Genomic DNA, 15,080 nt, shown 5'->3' on the forward strand with positions numbered 1-15,080 from the left:
CCGCAAACGAGCGCGGGTGGTTTCGTGCCGGATGCGTCCGGCGGCGCCGGCTATCTAGCGGTCATCGGCGCAGTCGTAAAGGCGATGCGCAGCATGAGCGCGCCCGGGCCGGCTTTCTAGCCGGCGTGGTCGTGGCCGCAGCCGCATTTTTTCGACACCCGCCAGAAGCGCCAGGGCGTCCACCAGTGGAGGTCAGCGGCAAGCACGGCCGGAACGTTGTCGATACCGCTCGTGCCGCCGGGGCCGCAGCGCATCACGCGGAACAGCCCCATCCAGCCGCCGTTCCACAGCCCGTGCCGCGCGATCGCCTCGTAAGCGAATTCGGAACAGGTCGGAAGGTGCCGGCAGGTGTTGCCGATGAAGCCCGACAGCGTCAGCTGGTAGAGCCGCACGAAGCCGGTGCCGAAAAGCCGGCCGGGCGTCCTGCGCCAGGGGCCGGCGTAGTTGCGGGTCATGGGCGCCCTATCCGGCTGCGAAGCTTCGCCTCGATCGACGCCACCATCGAGGGAATCGAGTCGGTCGCTGAGCGCCAGACGACGAAGAGATCCAGGCCGTCATAGCCATGCGCGAGGCGGTGCCTCATGGCGACGGCGCTGTTCAGATGCAGATCCGGGTTCAGCCGGACGAATTCGGCATCGATCTGGCGAATTCGCGAGGCCGCCTCACCGATGCAGACGAAGCACCAGCACACCGCATCGCAGCACTTCTGGTCCGCAACGAAGGCGTCCTCGTCGAGACCGTCGATGTGATCGCCCGTCCGCCGCCCCCAGAAGACCATGTCTTCCAGAAGCTGAACGACGTCCGCGCGAATCTGCCCGCTCATAACGGCCTGGAATCGACGGCAGCGGTCTGCGCGGCAGGCTGTTTCAGCTTCGTGAAGACCTCGACGGGAACGCCGAGCAGTTCGCGGAGCAGTTCCTCGAGTTCGAAGAGGTCAAAGAACGTCAGCGCCCCCGATTTCTCGACGACGAGGTCGATGTCGCTTCCCTCCACGTCCTCGCCGCGCGCCACCGAGCCGAAGACGCGCGGGTTCGTCACCGGATAGCGCGCGATGATCGCCAGGACTTCGTCGCGGTGCTTGGCCAGGGCTTCGGAGGGGCGCATGCGGTCTTCCTTCGCCTCAGGCCGCCGCCTCGGCGCCCTTCTTCTCGATCTGGCCGAGCGCGTCGACGACGGCGTCGAAGGTCAGCATCGTCGAGGCGTGCCTGGCCTTGTAGTCGCGCACCGGCTCCAGGAACTTCATGTCCTCGAAACGTCCCTCGGGCGGCTGGCCGTTTTCCTTGAGCATCCGCCGCACGGTCTCGCGCGCCGCGCGCAGTTCGTCGGCCGTGGCGCCGACGACGTGGCTCGCCATGATCGACGACGACGCCTGGCCGAGCGCGCAGGCCTTCACGTCGTGCGCGAAATCGGTGACGACGCCGTTCTCCATCTTCAGGTCGATGGTGACGGTGGAGCCGCAGAGCTTCGAGTGCGCGGTGGCGGTCGCATCCGGGTCGGCCAGGCGGCCGATCCGCGGGATGTTGCCGGCGAAGCCCAGGATACGGGCATTGTAGACATCGTCGATCATGGCTTTCCGATCGTCGTGGCCGAAAGGACGAAGCGTTTCGCGCCGCCTTCTTTCATTTGATACGTCGACCCAATATATAGGGTCCGTGGCCCTCGGGCGGCAAGATGCGCAGCATCGAGCCGACGGGACGCCAGACGCCGTTTTCGGGTACGTCGCGGATTTTCCCGTTCATCCCTGAAAAGGCTGTGGTCCGTTCAACTCGTTCCCCCGTAAGTGGGGAGCTACGGGAGACACTTTTCATGGATGCCATCGTCAAGAAGATCGAAACCATCGCCAGCAACACCCCCCTGCCCGCGGCCGAACGGCCGTCGCAGACGGAGGTGGAAGCGGCCGTCGACACACTGTTGCGCTGGATCGGCGAGGATCCGTCGCGCGAAGGCCTGATCGACACGCCCCGCCGCGTCGCCAAGGCCTATCGCGAAATGTTCTCCGGCTACGACAAGGATCCGGCCGAGGAACTTGGCCGCACCTTCGAGGAGGTCGCGGGCTTCGACGACATGGTCCTCATCCGCGACATCACCTTCCATTCGCATTGCGAGCACCACATGGTGCCGATCATCGGCAGGGCCCATGTCGGCTACCTGCCGGACGGCAAGGTGGTCGGCCTCTCGAAGGTCGCGCGCGTGGTGGAGATCTTCGCGCAACGCCTCCAGACGCAGGAGGCGATGACCGCGCAGATTGCAGCCTCGATCCAGGACGTGCTAAATCCGCGCGGCGTCGCCGTGATCATCGAGGCCGAGCACATGTGCATGGCCATGCGCGGCATCCGCATGCAGGGGTCGTCGACGCTGACCTCGACCTTCACCGGCGCCTTCCGCGACCACCCCGAGGAACAGGTGCGCTTCATGACGTTGCTGCGCGCCGGCGCCAGGGGCTAACCCCTTCCTGCCGGCCATTCGAAGATGGACCGGCATGGCCAGGATCGACTTTCCCACTCCCCCCGCCGACAAGGCCGCGCTCGAGGAAGGCGTGGCCTTCACGCCGCGTTTCGATTCCGCCGGGCTCGTGACGGCCGTCGTTACCGACGCCGAGGATGGCGTGCTGCTCATGGTGGCGCACATGAACGCCGAGGCACTCGCGCTCACGCTCGAGACCGGCATCGCGCACTACTGGTCCCGGTCCCGCAACAGCCTCTGGAAGAAGGGCGAGACTTCAGGCAACATGCAGCGCGTGGTGGCCATGAAGACCGACTGCGACCAGGATGCAGTCTGGCTTTCGGTCACGGTCGAGGGTGACCGCGCCACCTGCCACACCGGCCGCCGTTCCTGCTTCTACCGCGACGTCGCGCTGTCGGGTGGCGAGGCCGTCCTCGTCGCGGACGGCAGCAAGCCGCTGTTTTCGCCTCACGACGTCTATGGCAAGTCGTGATCGACCCGTACGCAACCGTGAACACCGTCGCTGACGCGGATGTCGTAGGAAACGTCATGGGACGCCGTGCTTCAATCCTTTCCAGACGGTGAACGTGACATTCATGATTTCGACAGGGGTTTGTCGTATCTTGCCTCGGAGGACGTCATTGGGAGGGAAGGATGCTCGACTGGGCACCCCTTCGTGGCAGGCAAGAGATGCGTGACGAGGCAGAGCCGCCTTATGTGACGTCGGCGGAGCCCGAACGCCCCGGCCAGAACGGCATCGCGCTGGCGCTCGGCGGCGGTGCGGCCCGCGGATGGGCGCATATCGGCGTGCTCCGCGCCCTCGACGAAGCCCGCATCCCGATCGACATGATCGCCGGCACTTCGATCGGCGCGCTGGTCGGCGGCTGCTATCTTGCCGGAAAGCTCGACGAACTCGAGGAATTCGCCCGCGGCCTGACCAAGCGCCGCATCTTCGGCCTTCTCGACTTCCACATCGGCGGCTCCGGCCTGCTCGGCGGCATCAAGCTGACCGCGCGGCTGAAGGAGCACATGAACGGCCTGACTTTCGCCGACCTGCCGAAGCCCTTCGTCTGCGTGGCGGCCGAAATCCGCACCGGCCACGAGATCTGGCTCTCGAGCGGCAGCCTGATCACCGCCATGCGCGCCTCCTATGCCCTGCCCGGCGTATTCGAGCCGGTGACGGCCAACAAGCGCGTGCTGGTCGACGGCGCGCTGGTCAATCCGGTTCCCGTCTCGGTCTGCCGCGCCTACGAGCAGCCGCTCGTGGTGGCGGTGAACCTGCACTACGACCTGTTCGGCCGCGCGGCGGTGATCCGGCATTCGGCCGGCGACCTCCTGGTCGAGAAGGACGCCCCGCAGCAGACGCGGGCCGAGAGCCAGCTTCGCGAGCGCGAGGCCAAGCTCGGCATCACCGGCGTCATGGTGGAGGCCTTCAACATCATTCAGGACCGAATCTCGCGCGCGCGGCTGGCCGGCGATCCACCCGACATGTCGCTGCAGCCCAAGCTCGGCCACATCGGGCTGACGGAGTTCCACCGGGCCGACGAGGCTATCCGGCTCGGCTACGAGGCGACGGTGGCCAACATCAACGAACTGAAGCGGCTGCAGACGGTCCTCGTGTGAGCGGGCGGTCCGCCTGGCGGTCGTCCTGCGCTATCCGGCGAGTGCCGCGTCCGTCAGCCTGAACTGCACCGATTTCGAGCCGTTCCAGTAGTTGGCGGAGATCGAACCGGCGACATGCACGGTGCGTCCCTGCTGTTTCAGGAGAAAATTGCCGAGTTCGGTTTCGGCCGAGCGGAATGCCATCGCCTGCACGCTGCCGCCGCTGCCCGACCGCAGGTCGACGCGCAGATGGCCGACGCCCACCGGGCGAACGCGCACGATCTCGTGGCGCGGCAGCACGAAGGTCGGCTGCGCGTGGCCGGCGCCGAAGGGGCCGGCGCGCTCCAGGACCTCGAGCAGCTTCAGGTTCGCGCCCTCGGCCATCAGCGCGGCATCGATCTTCAGCTTTTCCTCGTCGCGCAAACGAAAGACGTCGCCTGCTGCCTCTTCCTCGAAATAGGCGCGCAAGGCGCCGAGCCTGGCGCGCTCGACGGTGATGCCGGCGGCCATGGCGTGGCCGCCGCCCTTGACCAGCAACCCGCGCTCCACCGCTCCGCGGACCAGGCGGCCGAGATCGAGACCGGGGATCGACCGGCCGGACCCCGTCCCGATGCCATTGGCGTTGAAGGCGATGGCGAAGGCAGGGCGGCGCGCATGGTCCTTCAGGCGCGAGGCGAGCAGGCCGACGATGCCCGGGTGCCAGTGTTCGCTCGCGGTCACCACGACCGCGGGACCCTTTCCACTCATCAACTCGGCATCCGCTTCCGCGCGGGCCTCCGCCAGCATCGCCTTCTCCATCGCCTGGCGCTCCTGGTTGAGACGGTCGAGCGTCTCGGCGATCGACAGCGCCTCCACCGGGTCGTCGGTGGCGAGCAGACGCGCGCCGAGTGCTGCGTCGCCGATGCGGCCGCCGGCATTGATGCGCGGGCCGATCAGGAAGCCGAGATGGAAGGTGTTGATCGGCTCGCCGATCCTGGCGACGCGCTGCAGCGCGGCAAGGCCCGGATTCTGCATGTGCCGCGCCGCGACCAGCCCCTTGACGACGAAGGCGCGGTTCACCCCGATGAGCGGAACGACGTCGCAGACGGTCGCCAGCGCCACCAGATCGAGCAGGCCGAGCAGGTCCGGAGGACGAATCGCGTCAGTGCGTTGCCTGAGGATCTTCACGACCTGCACCAGCGTGACGAACACGACTCCCGCCGCGCAAAGATGCCCCTGGCCGGAGAGATCGTCGTCGCGGTTCGGATTGACGATCGCCACCGCCTCGGGCAGCGGGCCGCCGACCTGGTGGTGGTCGATCACCACGACGTCGGCGCCCGCCTCGTTTGCGGCCGCAATGGAGGGGGCGCTGTTGGTGCCGCAGTCGACGGTTACGATCAGCCGTGCGCCCTTGGCGACGAGTTCGCGCATGGCATCCGGATTGGGGCCGTAGCCTTCGAAGATGCGGTCGGGGATGTAGATCTCGTTGGGCACCCGGTAGTGGTCGAGCACCCGCTTCATGAGCGCGGAAGAGGCCGCGCCGTCGACATCGTAGTCGCCGAAGATCGCGACGCGTTCGCCGCGCTGGATGGCATGGGCAATGCGCCCCGCCGCCTTCTCCATGTCGGTCAGCGAGGCCGGGTCGGGCAGGAGGTCGCGGATCGTCGGGTCGAGGAAGCGCTGCGACGTATCCGCGTCGATCCCGCGGCCGGCGAGCACCCGCGCGACGATGTCCGACAGGCCATGATTCTGCGACATCGCCAGCGCGACGTTCTCGTCGCGCTCCGACAGGCGATGAACCCAGGCGAGCCCGCTCGCCGATCGCCTCACGTCCAGGAAACTGCGCCTCTCGCCAACCATACCCGAATCCGCCTTCGAAGAGCGACGGACACTAGAGCATTTCGCGTCGAGATTGGACCGCATGCCGAACAATCGGCGAAGTTACGTTCCGGTACGATCCGTCGGTCCCGTTCGCCGCACATGTCGCTTGTTCCGGTCCGCGTCCTGACTTAGTGCATCGTGATCGTGAAACCCCTGCCAGCGGGCGTGACATCACGCCTTGCCGGAGGGAAACCGAAGAGGGTACACCATGCGCGCCGCCGTCCTGCGCCAGTACAATGCCGATCTCGTCGTCGAGACGGTGCCGGATCCGAAATGCGAGGAGGACGGCGTGGTGCTGAAGGTGCTGGCCTGCGGCATCTGCCGGTCGGACTGGCACGGCTCGGTCGGCGAACATCCGCGGGTCAAACCCGGCCAGATCCTCGGGCACGAATATTGCGGCGAGGTCGTCGAGGCGGGTCCGCGCGCGCGCTGGGCCGTGGGGGACAAGGTGATCGCGCCCTTCATCCTGGCCTGCGGCACCTGCCCGCAATGCCAGTCCGGCGAATCCAACACCTGCGAAGACCAGCGCCTGCCGGGCTTCATCGAACCCGGCGCCTATGCCGAGTACATCTCCGTGGCCCGTGCCCACAATCTCGCCCGCCTGCCCGAGAGCCTGTCGCCGGTCACCGCAGCCGGCCTCGGCTGCCGGGTGACGACGGCCTGGCACGCGCTAACCGGACGCGCAGGGCTCAAGGGCGGCGAGTGGCTGGCCGTCCACGGCACCGGCGGCATCGGCCTCTCCTGCCTGATCCTCGGCCAGGCGCTGGGGGCGCGGGTGATCGTTGTCGACGTGGTGCCCGAAAAGCTGCAGCACGCGCTGTCGCTCGGCGCCGAAGCCGCGATCGACGCGCGCGACGGCGACGTCGCCGCCCGCATCATCGAACTGACCGGCGGCAAGGGCGCGCACGTGTCGGTGGAGGCGCTGGGCATCGAGGCGACCACCAATGCCTCCATCGCCTGCCTGCGCGCGCTCGGCCGACACGTCCAGGTGGGCATGCCGGTCGGCCATACGGCGCACATGCAGATCAACATGAACACCGTCTACATGCGCAATCTCGCGCTCTACGGAACGCGCGGCATGCCGGCCTGGCGGTACCCTTCCCTGCTCGGCCTGATCGAGACCGGCCGCGTCGACGTCCGTCCGCTGATCGCCCGCGAGATCGCGCTCTCCGGCGCTTCGGCCGAACTCTTCGCCTTCAACGGCCCCACCCCGCCCGGCGTCGCAGTGATCGGCGATTTCCTGCACTGATCGTCTGGACGGGACGGTCCGCGCCCGATTGAGGGCGCGGTCTGGCGTGCTTCGGCAGGATCGTCGGATGCCGCGCCCGTTGCGCGGCGCGGTCGTCGGTCAGAACTTGTCCATGTCCTGGTGCTTGGCCTTGATCTCGCGCACCGTGAGCGACGACGAGCGCATGACGATCGTGTGGGTCTGGATGTAGTCGCGCGAGAACTTGACCCCGGCGAGCAGATTGCCGTCGGTCACGCCGGTGGCGGCGAAGAGCACGTCGCCGCGCGCCATCTCCTCCATCTGGTATACCTTGGTCGGGTCCGAGATGCCCATCTTGGCGGCGCGGGCGACCTTCTCGTCGGTGTTGAGCTGGAGCCGGCCCTGCATCTGGCCGCCGATGCAGCGCAGCGCGGCCGCCGCCAGCACGCCTTCCGGCGCACCGCCGATGCCGAGATAGATGTCGATGCCGGTCTCCTCGGGATCGGTCGTGTGGATCACGCCCGCCACGTCGCCGTCGCCGATGAGGCGGATCGCCGCGCCGGTCGACCGAACCTCCTCGATCAGCCGCGCATGGCGCGGCCGGTCGAGGATGCAGGCGGTGATCTCGGCGACGGAGACGCCCTTGGCCCGTGCGACGTTCTCGAGATTCTCGATCGCCGGTGCGTCGATGTCGATGACGCCGGCGGGATAGCCGGGTCCGATCGCGATCTTGTCCATGTAGACGTCGGGTGCGTAGAGCAGGCTTCCCTTCTCGGCGATGGCGATCACCGCCAGAGAGTTCGGCAGGTTCTTGGCGCAGATCGTCGTGCCTTCCAGCGGATCGAGCGCGATGTCGACCTCGGGTCCCTCGCCCATGCCCACTTCCTCGCCGATGTAGAGCATCGGTGCCTCGTCGCGCTCGCCCTCGCCGATCACCACGGTGCCCCTGATGGGCAGGCGGTTGAGTTCGGAGCGCATGGCGTCGACCGCGACCTGGTCGGCCGCCTTCTCGTCGCCGCGTCCGCGCAGGCGGGCCGCGGCCACGGCCGCCCGCTCGGTCACGCGGACCAGTTCGAGGGTCAGAATACGATCGAGGCCGGGCGACGCGGTCTTTGCCATGACGGGCTTTCCTGCAAGGGGATACTTCACGGTGAAGGCGTCCCCTTTTGTCAAAGCCGTCCGGGCGCGGCAAGGGCTTGCGGCGAGGTTATCCGGAGTGATTCCAGGATGAATCGATTGAATGCTCCGCCGCGACAGGCGCCGCAGCGTCACGCCGCCGATGCCGCGTGCCGCCGGTTGCGGCCCTCGAGCACCATCCGGCGCATCAGCAGGACGATCCCGAAGACCAGCACCGCGGCCGACGCCACGCCCATCCAGGGATAGCGCCCTTCGAAGAAAACCGCGTGCATGAGGCGGCCGGGCCAGAAGGTGAAGGCGCCCGCCACGATCAGCGCGCCGAGATAGGTCTGCTGCATGATGGCGCGATGTTCGCGGATGCGGCCGGCGCGGGCGAGCCAGATGCCGCGCCCCAGCAGCCAGAAGGTCGCGATCGAGATCAGGTGGATCGGGCTCCAGATCCCGACGAGGCCGATTGTGTGGATGAAGAAGGAGGTGGCGGCGACGACCAGCATCAGCCCCGCCCAGACCCGGCCTCCGAGGCGGTGGAGCCGGTCGCCCTTGCCGCGGAACAGCACCACGCCGCCGAGAAGGAAGGCCAGGATCGCGGCGAACGTGTGGAGCTGGATGGCGAGTGTCGCCTGCATCAGCGGTTCGAAGGTCATGATCTGTCCTCTGGCTGTCATCTGCTGCATCTGCGCGGGTGCGCGGCTTGACCTCGCCCGGTCGAGTGCTGTTTCTCAACGGCGGTTTCGCAGACGGAAGGACGGCATACGTGAAGGACGGGATCGTGCAGTTCACGATGCGCGAACTGCAGGCGGCGCTCCGCTCGCCGCTCACGTGGTCGGCGCTGGCCGCCGGCGGGTTCGTGCTCGGGCTCGCCGGACCCTTTGGCACCTATGAGGCTTTGCCGCTCCCTGCGCGCCTCGCCTACTGGCTCGTGATCGCGGTCACCACCTACCTGACCGGCTTCCTCGCGGTGACCCTGCTCAACGGGCTGTTTGGCAGGACCCGGCGCTCCGCGCTGCGCGACGGCGCATTCGGCATACTGGCCGGGCTGCCCGTCGCCACGCTCGTCTGGCTCGCCAACCAGTGGATCTTTCCCATCGGCGGAATGGGGTTCCTGACGCTGCTTGGCTACGTCGCCGTCGTCACCGCCGTGAGCTCGGCGGTCGTGACCGGCTTTGCCCTGCGACTCGCGGTGCCGGACGGAGCCGCTGCCACGCCGTCAGGGCGGAAGGCGGCGCCGGAACGGCCGCCGCTGCTCGACCGTCTCCCGGTCGACCTGCGCGGGCGGCTGCACCGCCTGTCCATGCAGGATCATTATGTGGAGGTGGTGACCGACAGGGGCGCGCATCTCGTGCTGATGCGGATGTCCGACGCCATTGCCGAGACCGGCGGGACCGACGGGCTGCAGATTCATCGTTCGCACTGGGTGGCGCGGGAGGCGATTCGCGACAGCGTCCGGCAAGGCGACCGCCTGATGTTGCGGCTGACGGACGGGACGGAACTGCCCGTCAGTCGATCGAGGCAGCGCGCGGTTCGCGAGGCCGGAATCGGATGAGGCGCGTCAGGCCGCGCGCTCGATACGGATGACCTGCGCCTTGTCGATCAGGTGCCCGTCCCTGGTGATGCCCTCGACCGCCTTGCGGACGGCAGACTCGGTCGTCTCGTGCGTCACCAGGATCACCGTCTTGCGGTCGGCGCCATCCTGGCCATCGGCATGCTGGACGATCGATTCCAGCGAGATGTCGTTGTCGGCCATGCGCTTGGCGATGGCGGCGAAGACGCCGATGCGATCGTGCACCGTCAGGCGGATGAAATAGCCGCCCGCATGCGCGCGGATTCCGGCCTTCTTGTAGGGCAGCAGCTCCTTGACGGGTCGGCCGAAGACCGGCCCGTGCTGGAAGCCGGGGCGGCTCTTGGCAATGTCGGCGAGGTCGCCGATGACGGCAGACGCCGTTGCGTTGCCGCCGGCGCCGGGTCCCGACAGCAGCAGTTCGCCCAGGATGTCGGTCTCGATCGCCACCGCATTGGTGACGCCATGCACCTGCGCGATGACGGAGGCGGTCGGCACCATCGTCGGGTGCACGCGCTGCTCGATGCCGCTGTCGGTGCGCTGCGCGACGCCAAGCAGCTTGATGCGGTAGCCGAGTTCTGCGGCGGCGCGGATGTCGGCCTGGGTGATGTTGGAGATGCCCTCCATGTAGATCGCACCCGGCGCGATGCGGGTGCCGAAGGCGAGGCTGGTCAGGATCGACAGCTTGTGGGCTGTGTCCTGGCCCTCGATGTCGAAAGTCGGATCGGCCTCGGCGTAGCCAAGGCGCTGCGCATCGGCCAGGCAGTCGGAAAACGAGATGCCTTCCTGCTCCATCCGCGTGAGGATGTAGTTGCAGGTGCCGTTGAGGATGCCGAAAACGCGGCTGATCGTGTTGCCGGCAAGCGATTCGCGCATGGTCTTGATGACCGGGATGCCGCCGGCCACCGCCGCCTCGTAGTTGAGCAGCACGCCCTTCTTCTCGGCCGCCTCGGCCAGCGACAGGCCGTGAGCGGCGAGCAGCGCCTTGTTGGCGGTCACGACATGGCGGCCGGCCTCGAGCGCGGCCTTCACGGCCACCCTCGCCGGCCCCTCGTCGCCGCCGATCAGCTCGACGAAGACGTCGATGTCGCCCTTGCGGGCAAGCTCCACCGGATCGTCGAACCAGGCGACGCCATCGAGCGCGATGCCGCGGTCCTTGCCGCGGCTGCGGGCGCTGACGGCCGTGACCCGGAGTTCGCGGCCGCACTGGCGGGTGAGTTCGCCTGCCTTTTCGGTGAGGACGCGGACGACGGAGGCGCCCACGGTTCCAAGGCCGGCAATCCCGACACGCAATGCTTCGCCCATGGTTCCGGACCCCTCCTGAACGCTTTCCATCAAGTAGAAGAAGGCTCAGCGGCAAGCGCCGAGCGGCAAGTCGATGACGGGCTCAGCGGCGGGCGCTGAGCGGAATGACGTTGTCCAGCGTCTGGCTCGCGGTCGACAGGAAGCGCTTGATGTTGCGCGCCGCCTGGCGGATGCGGTGCTCGTTCTCGACCAGCGCCAGGCGGACGTAGTCGTCGCCATGCTCGCCGAAGCCGATGCCGGGCGCCACCGCCACGTCGGCCTTCTCGACCAGCAGCTTGGAGAATTCGAGCGAACCGATCGCCTTGAAGGGCTCGGGGATCGGCGCCCAGGCGAACATCGTGGCCTGCGGCGCCGGAATGGTCCAGCCAGCCTTGGCGAAGGTGTCGACCATCACGTCGCGGCGGCGGCGATAGATGTCGCGCACTTCGGCGATGTCGGCGCCATCGCCGTTGAGCGCCGCACTCGCCGCCACCTGGATCGGCGTGAAGGCGCCGTAGTCGAGATAGGATTTCACCCGGGTCAGCGCCGAGATAAGCCGCTCGTTGCCGACCGCGAAGCCGATGCGCCAGCCGGGCATCGAGAAGGTCTTCGACATCGACGTGAACTCGACGGCGACATCCATCGCGCCCGGCACCTGCAGCACCGAGGGCGGCGGGTTGTTCTCGTCGAAATAGATCTCGGCATAGGCGAGATCCGACAGGATGATGATGTCGTTCTTGCGCGCGAAGGCGACGACGTCCTTGTAGAAGTCGAGCGACGCCACATGCGCGGTCGGATTGGACGGATAGTTCAGGATCAGCGCCAGCGGCTTGGGGATGGAATGGCGCATGCCGCGCTCCAGCGCCGGGATGAAGCCGTCATCCGGCTCCGCCTGCATGGAGCGGATCACGCCGCCCGACATGATGAAGCCGAAGGCGTGGATCGGATAGGTCGGATTGGGGCAGAGCACGACGTCGCCGGGCGCCGTGATGGCCTGCGCCATGTTGGCGAAACCTTCCTTGGAGCCGAGCGTGGCGACGACCTGGCGCTCGGGATCGAGCTTCACGCCGAAGCGGCGGGCATAGTAGCTCGCCTGGGCGCGGCGCAGGCCCGGAATGCCGCGCGACGACGAGTAGCGATGCGTGCGCGGATCGCGCACCACGTCGCAGAGCTTGTCGACGATCGATTTCGGCGTCGGCAGGTCCGGATTGCCCATGCCCAGATCGATGATGTCGGCGCCCTGCGAGCGGGCTGAGGCCTTGAGCCGGTTCACCTGCTCGAAAACGTAGGGCGGCAGCCTGCGGGTCTTGTGAAACTCTTCCATGGCGGCACCAGTGGGTTCAGGGGGCGCGAAGTGGCGGCGATATACACCCATTCAAGGGTGCGGTCGATAGAGTCACCGGGCCTCGACCGAAAGCGTCACTCGCCTTCGATCTCGCTGATGGCGGCGGCGCCATGGGTGTTGCCCAGCACCCGCAGCCGCTCGCCCTCGCCCGGCCTGGAAAGGGACGCGACGGTGCGCTGCGCCCGCTGCTGGGCGAGCAGCAGTTCGCTGGTGGTCGCGCTGGCTTCAGCATCGGAAAACTGCTCGGTGGCGGCCTGCGGCACGACGTTGAGGTTGGGGAACTCGCCCGTCTGGCGCGGCGCGGAGGGTCCGGTGCCGACGGTGGTGGCCGAGGCGGTCTGCGATGCCTGCGCGCCGGCGGGCACCGCATCCTCGATCGACATGCCGGCGCAGCCCGCCAGTGCCAGCATGGCCGCGCATGCGACGATGGGCAGCGCCCGCGAGGGCGAAATATGTCTGCAAACTCGGATCGAGGACATATTTTCTATCCAGGTGATGACTATGCGGAAGGCGTGGCTGCCGGGATGACCGTTGGACCGGTATGGTCGTCACATGATATTGTGTCAAGAAAAGGCTTCCGGAGGAGACACCGCGTCATGAAGAGTTCCGACGGGGACGGAACGAAGCCGGAAGGCTCGCCGGCCGACCAGTACGTCATCAAAGATCCCGAACTCTTCGCGCGCAACGTCGCCCGGATGATCGAGAGCGCCGGCAAGGCCGCGTCCGCCTGGGTCAACCCGCGCGAAAAGGGCGAGGTGCGCGACAGCATGGCCGATCCGATGGCCGACATGGTGAAGACCTTCTCCAAGCTGTCCGAGTACTGGCTGTCCGATCCCTCCCGCGCACTGGAAGCGCAGACGAAGCTGTTTTCGGGCTATCTCGACATCTGGTCGAACGCGATCCGTCGGATGGGCAGCGACGGCAGCGCGGCGCCGGACGAGACACCGCCGACGACGGACAAGCGCTTCCGCGATCCCGAATGGAGCACCAACGCCTTCTTCGACTTCCTCAAGCAGGCCTATCTGGTCACCACGAAATGGGCGAACGACCTCGTGACGAATGCCGAGGGTCTCGACGAGCACACCCGCCACAAGGCCGAGTTCTATGTCCGCCAGGTGTCGCAGGCGATCTCGCCGTCCAATTTCATCCTCACCAACCCCGAGCTCTTCCGCGAGACGGTTGCCAGCCACGGCGAGAACCTCGCCAAGGGCATGCAGATGCTGGCCGAGGACATCGCCGCCGGAAAGGGCGAGCTCAAGCTGCGCCAGGCCGACTACACCAAGTTCGAGGTCGGCAGGAATCTCGCGACCACGCCCGGCAAGGTGGTTGCCCGCAGCGAGGTGGCCGAAATCATCCAGTATTCACCGGCCACCAAGAAGGTGCTGAAGCGCCCGCTGCTGATCTGCCCGCCCTGGATCAACAAGTTCTACATCCTCGACCTCAACCCGCAGAAATCCTTCATCGCCTGGGCCGTCGAGCAGGGCCACACCGTCTTCGTCATCTCCTGGGTCAACCCCGACGAGCGCCACGGACGCAAGAGCTGGGAGGACTATATCGAGGACGGCCTGAAGTTCGCCCTCGACCAGATCGAGAAGGCGACCGGCGAGCGCGAGGTCAATGCGATCGGATACTGCGTCGGCGGCACGCTGCTGGCGGCGGCGCTGGCACTGATGGCCAGGGAGGGTGACGAGCGCATCGCGTCCGTGACCTTCTTCACCACCCAGGTCGATTTCACCCATGCCGGCGACCTCAAGGTCTTCGTCGACGAGGATCAGGTGGCAGCGCTTGAAAAGGCCATGGGCGAGAAGGGCTATCTCGACGGCACCAAGATGGCGACGGCGTTCAACATGCTGCGCGCCGGCGACCTGATATGGCCCTACGTCGTCAACAACTACATGCGCGGCAAGGACCCGATGCCGTTCGACCTGCTCTACTGGAATGCCGATTCGACGCGGATGGCGGCGGCCAACCACACCTTCTACCTGCGCAACTGCTACATGAAGAACACGCTGTCGCGGGGCGAGATGATGCTGGCCGGCAAGACCGTCTCACTGAAGGACATCACCATCCCGGTCTACAATCTCGCCGCCAAGGAAGACCACATCGCGCCGGCGCGATCGGTGTTCACCGGGTGCTCCTTCTTCGGCGGCGACGACGTCCAGTTCGTCATGTCGGGTTCGGGCCATATCGCCGGCGTGGTCAATCCGCCCGTCCTGAACAAGTACCAGTACTGGACCGGCGGCAAGCCGGTCGGCGACTTCGATGCCTGGGTGGCGGCGGCGAAGGAGACGCCGGGTTCCTGGTGGCCGCACTGGCATGCCTGGGCTGCAGGCCTGGACGACCGGCTGGCCACCGCGCGGCGGCCCGGCGCGCGCGGGATGCCGATCCTGGGGGATGCACCGGGCACCTATGTCACCGTCCGCGTCTGACATGTAACATTGCGTCATTCTTTGTGAACGGCGCGCCTTCGCGTCCAACCTCGCGATACCGCCGCTGGTTGTCGCGGTCATATACTTTTAACCTTGTTTCTTTGAATTCCGTTTACTTGGAGCGATCAACCTCAGGCGCCCAAAATACTTCGATGGCTGACACTGCCTGGCCATCGTCACCGGAAATGCGACCGGTTTGCCTAATCCGGTCAATGG

Annotated in this window: 16 protein-coding genes; 6 read left to right on the forward strand and 10 right to left on the reverse strand. The window is 67.0% G+C overall.

Annotation, left to right across the window (positions count from 1 at the left end; genetic code table 11):
- Positions 1-116: 116 nt before the first annotated feature.
- The 4 genes from yidD to N1F91_RS04155 are packed head-to-tail and all read right to left on the reverse strand — an operon-like array spanning position 117 to position 1,567.
- Positions 117-455, reverse strand: coding sequence for a membrane protein insertion efficiency factor YidD (yidD, locus tag N1F91_RS04140; RefSeq protein WP_289990473.1), 339 nt, complete (start codon positions 453-455; stop codon positions 117-119).
- Positions 452-823, reverse strand: coding sequence for a HepT-like ribonuclease domain-containing protein (locus tag N1F91_RS04145; RefSeq protein ID WP_289990474.1), 372 nt, complete (start codon positions 821-823; stop codon positions 452-454). Before N1F91_RS04145 ends, yidD begins: the two co-directional genes overlap by 4 nt.
- Positions 820-1,104, reverse strand: coding sequence for a nucleotidyltransferase domain-containing protein (locus N1F91_RS04150; RefSeq protein ID WP_289990475.1), 285 nt, complete (start codon positions 1,102-1,104; stop codon positions 820-822). Before N1F91_RS04150 ends, N1F91_RS04145 begins: the two co-directional genes overlap by 4 nt.
- A gap of 16 nt (positions 1,105-1,120) precedes the next feature.
- Positions 1,121-1,567, reverse strand: coding sequence for an iron-sulfur cluster assembly scaffold protein (locus N1F91_RS04155; protein WP_289990476.1), 447 nt, complete (start codon positions 1,565-1,567; stop codon positions 1,121-1,123).
- Positions 1,568-1,806: 239 nt separating this feature from the next.
- Between N1F91_RS04155 and folE the strand changes: the two genes are divergently transcribed.
- The 3 genes from folE to N1F91_RS04170 all read left to right on the forward strand — a co-directional run bounded on the left by folE (position 1,807) and on the right by N1F91_RS04170 (position 4,065).
- Positions 1,807-2,445, forward strand: a complete 639-nt coding sequence (gene folE, locus N1F91_RS04160; RefSeq protein ID WP_289990477.1) for a GTP cyclohydrolase I FolE — start codon at positions 1,807-1,809, stop codon at positions 2,443-2,445.
- A gap of 34 nt (positions 2,446-2,479) precedes the next feature.
- Positions 2,480-2,935 carry a phosphoribosyl-AMP cyclohydrolase gene (gene hisI / locus N1F91_RS04165; RefSeq protein ID WP_289990478.1) on the forward strand — a complete coding sequence of 152 codons (456 nt, stop codon included), beginning with the start codon at positions 2,480-2,482 and terminating at the stop codon, positions 2,933-2,935.
- A 161-nt stretch (positions 2,936-3,096) separates the two neighbouring features.
- Positions 3,097-4,065 carry a patatin-like phospholipase family protein gene (locus tag N1F91_RS04170; protein WP_289990479.1) on the forward strand — a complete coding sequence of 323 codons (969 nt, stop codon included), beginning with the start codon at positions 3,097-3,099 and terminating at the stop codon, positions 4,063-4,065.
- Positions 4,066-4,095: 30 nt separating this feature from the next.
- Here the strand turns inward: N1F91_RS04170 and recJ are convergent, their stop codons facing one another.
- Positions 4,096-5,883 carry a single-stranded-DNA-specific exonuclease RecJ gene (recJ, locus tag N1F91_RS04175; RefSeq protein WP_289990480.1) on the reverse strand — a complete coding sequence of 596 codons (1,788 nt, stop codon included), beginning with the start codon at positions 5,881-5,883 and terminating at the stop codon, positions 4,096-4,098.
- Positions 5,884-6,112: 229 nt separating this feature from the next.
- On the opposite strand from recJ, the gene N1F91_RS04180 reads away from it, so the two are divergent.
- Positions 6,113-7,153: a zinc-dependent alcohol dehydrogenase family protein gene (locus tag N1F91_RS04180; protein WP_289990481.1), complete on the forward strand. Its 1,041-nt coding sequence runs from the start codon at positions 6,113-6,115 to the stop codon at positions 7,151-7,153.
- Between the two features lie 99 nt (positions 7,154-7,252).
- Here the strand turns inward: N1F91_RS04180 and glpX are convergent, their stop codons facing one another.
- Positions 7,253-8,230 carry a class II fructose-bisphosphatase gene (glpX, locus tag N1F91_RS04185; RefSeq protein ID WP_289990482.1) on the reverse strand — a complete coding sequence of 326 codons (978 nt, stop codon included), beginning with the start codon at positions 8,228-8,230 and terminating at the stop codon, positions 7,253-7,255.
- Positions 8,231-8,379: 149 nt separating this feature from the next.
- Entirely contained in the window at positions 8,380-8,892 is a 513-nt protein-coding gene (locus N1F91_RS04190; RefSeq protein WP_289990483.1) for a DUF2306 domain-containing protein, read from the reverse strand.
- A 110-nt stretch (positions 8,893-9,002) separates the two neighbouring features.
- Here N1F91_RS04190 and N1F91_RS04195 point away from each other — a divergent pair, with 110 nt between their 5' ends.
- Positions 9,003-9,791: a LytTR family DNA-binding domain-containing protein gene (locus tag N1F91_RS04195; protein WP_289990484.1), complete on the forward strand. Its 789-nt coding sequence runs from the start codon at positions 9,003-9,005 to the stop codon at positions 9,789-9,791.
- A gap of 6 nt (positions 9,792-9,797) precedes the next feature.
- Here N1F91_RS04195 and N1F91_RS04200 read toward each other — a convergent pair whose 3' ends face one another.
- From N1F91_RS04200 to N1F91_RS04210, 3 genes are all read right to left on the reverse strand, one after another.
- Positions 9,798-11,111 (reverse strand): homoserine dehydrogenase, encoded by a 1,314-nt coding sequence (locus N1F91_RS04200; RefSeq protein ID WP_289990485.1) that lies wholly within the window; start codon positions 11,109-11,111, stop codon positions 9,798-9,800.
- Positions 11,112-11,193: 82 nt separating this feature from the next.
- A complete protein-coding gene (locus N1F91_RS04205; RefSeq protein WP_289990486.1) occupies positions 11,194-12,414 on the reverse strand; it encodes an LL-diaminopimelate aminotransferase in 1,221 nt (406 codons plus the stop codon).
- Between the two features lie 95 nt (positions 12,415-12,509).
- On the reverse strand, positions 12,510-12,845 hold the full coding sequence (locus N1F91_RS04210) for a hypothetical protein (protein WP_289990487.1): 336 nt from the start codon (positions 12,843-12,845) through the stop codon (positions 12,510-12,512).
- A 186-nt stretch (positions 12,846-13,031) separates the two neighbouring features.
- Between N1F91_RS04210 and phaC the strand changes: the two genes are divergently transcribed.
- The gene (phaC, locus tag N1F91_RS04215) at positions 13,032-14,864 is read left to right on the forward strand and encodes a class I poly(R)-hydroxyalkanoic acid synthase (RefSeq protein WP_289990488.1); all 1,833 of its coding nucleotides are present in this window, start codon (positions 13,032-13,034) and stop codon (positions 14,862-14,864) included.
- Positions 14,865-15,080: the final 216 nt, after the last annotated feature.

Origin of the sequence: Aquibium sp. ELW1220, from assembly GCF_030398385.1 — a bacterium.
Lineage (GTDB): Bacteria > Pseudomonadota > Alphaproteobacteria > Rhizobiales > Rhizobiaceae > Aquibium.

What these genes read in the sequence shown, in the direction of transcription:
- yidD (WP_289990473.1), bottom strand. Translation starts at nt 455, where the DNA reads ATGACCCGCAACTACGCCGGCCCCTGGCGCAGGACGCCCGGCCGGCTT.
- N1F91_RS04145 (WP_289990474.1), bottom strand. Translation starts at nt 823, where the DNA reads ATGAGCGGGCAGATTCGCGCGGACGTCGTTCAGCTTCTGGAAGACATG.
- N1F91_RS04150 (WP_289990475.1), bottom strand. Translation starts at nt 1,104, where the DNA reads ATGCGCCCCTCCGAAGCCCTGGCCAAGCACCGCGACGAAGTCCTGGCG.
- N1F91_RS04155 (WP_289990476.1), bottom strand. Translation starts at nt 1,567, where the DNA reads ATGATCGACGATGTCTACAATGCCCGTATCCTGGGCTTCGCCGGCAAC.
- folE (WP_289990477.1), top strand. Translation starts at nt 1,807, where the DNA reads ATGGATGCCATCGTCAAGAAGATCGAAACCATCGCCAGCAACACCCCC.
- hisI (WP_289990478.1), top strand. Translation starts at nt 2,480, where the DNA reads ATGGCCAGGATCGACTTTCCCACTCCCCCCGCCGACAAGGCCGCGCTC.
- N1F91_RS04170 (WP_289990479.1), top strand. Translation starts at nt 3,097, where the DNA reads ATGCTCGACTGGGCACCCCTTCGTGGCAGGCAAGAGATGCGTGACGAG.
- recJ (WP_289990480.1), bottom strand. Translation starts at nt 5,883, where the DNA reads ATGGTTGGCGAGAGGCGCAGTTTCCTGGACGTGAGGCGATCGGCGAGC.
- N1F91_RS04180 (WP_289990481.1), top strand. Translation starts at nt 6,113, where the DNA reads ATGCGCGCCGCCGTCCTGCGCCAGTACAATGCCGATCTCGTCGTCGAG.
- glpX (WP_289990482.1), bottom strand. Translation starts at nt 8,230, where the DNA reads ATGGCAAAGACCGCGTCGCCCGGCCTCGATCGTATTCTGACCCTCGAA.
- N1F91_RS04190 (WP_289990483.1), bottom strand. Translation starts at nt 8,892, where the DNA reads ATGACCTTCGAACCGCTGATGCAGGCGACACTCGCCATCCAGCTCCAC.
- N1F91_RS04200 (WP_289990485.1), bottom strand. Translation starts at nt 11,111, where the DNA reads ATGGGCGAAGCATTGCGTGTCGGGATTGCCGGCCTTGGAACCGTGGGC.
- N1F91_RS04205 (WP_289990486.1), bottom strand. Translation starts at nt 12,414, where the DNA reads ATGGAAGAGTTTCACAAGACCCGCAGGCTGCCGCCCTACGTTTTCGAG.
- N1F91_RS04210 (WP_289990487.1), bottom strand. Translation starts at nt 12,845, where the DNA reads ATGCTGGCACTGGCGGGCTGCGCCGGCATGTCGATCGAGGATGCGGTG.
- phaC (WP_289990488.1), top strand. Translation starts at nt 13,032, where the DNA reads ATGAAGAGTTCCGACGGGGACGGAACGAAGCCGGAAGGCTCGCCGGCC.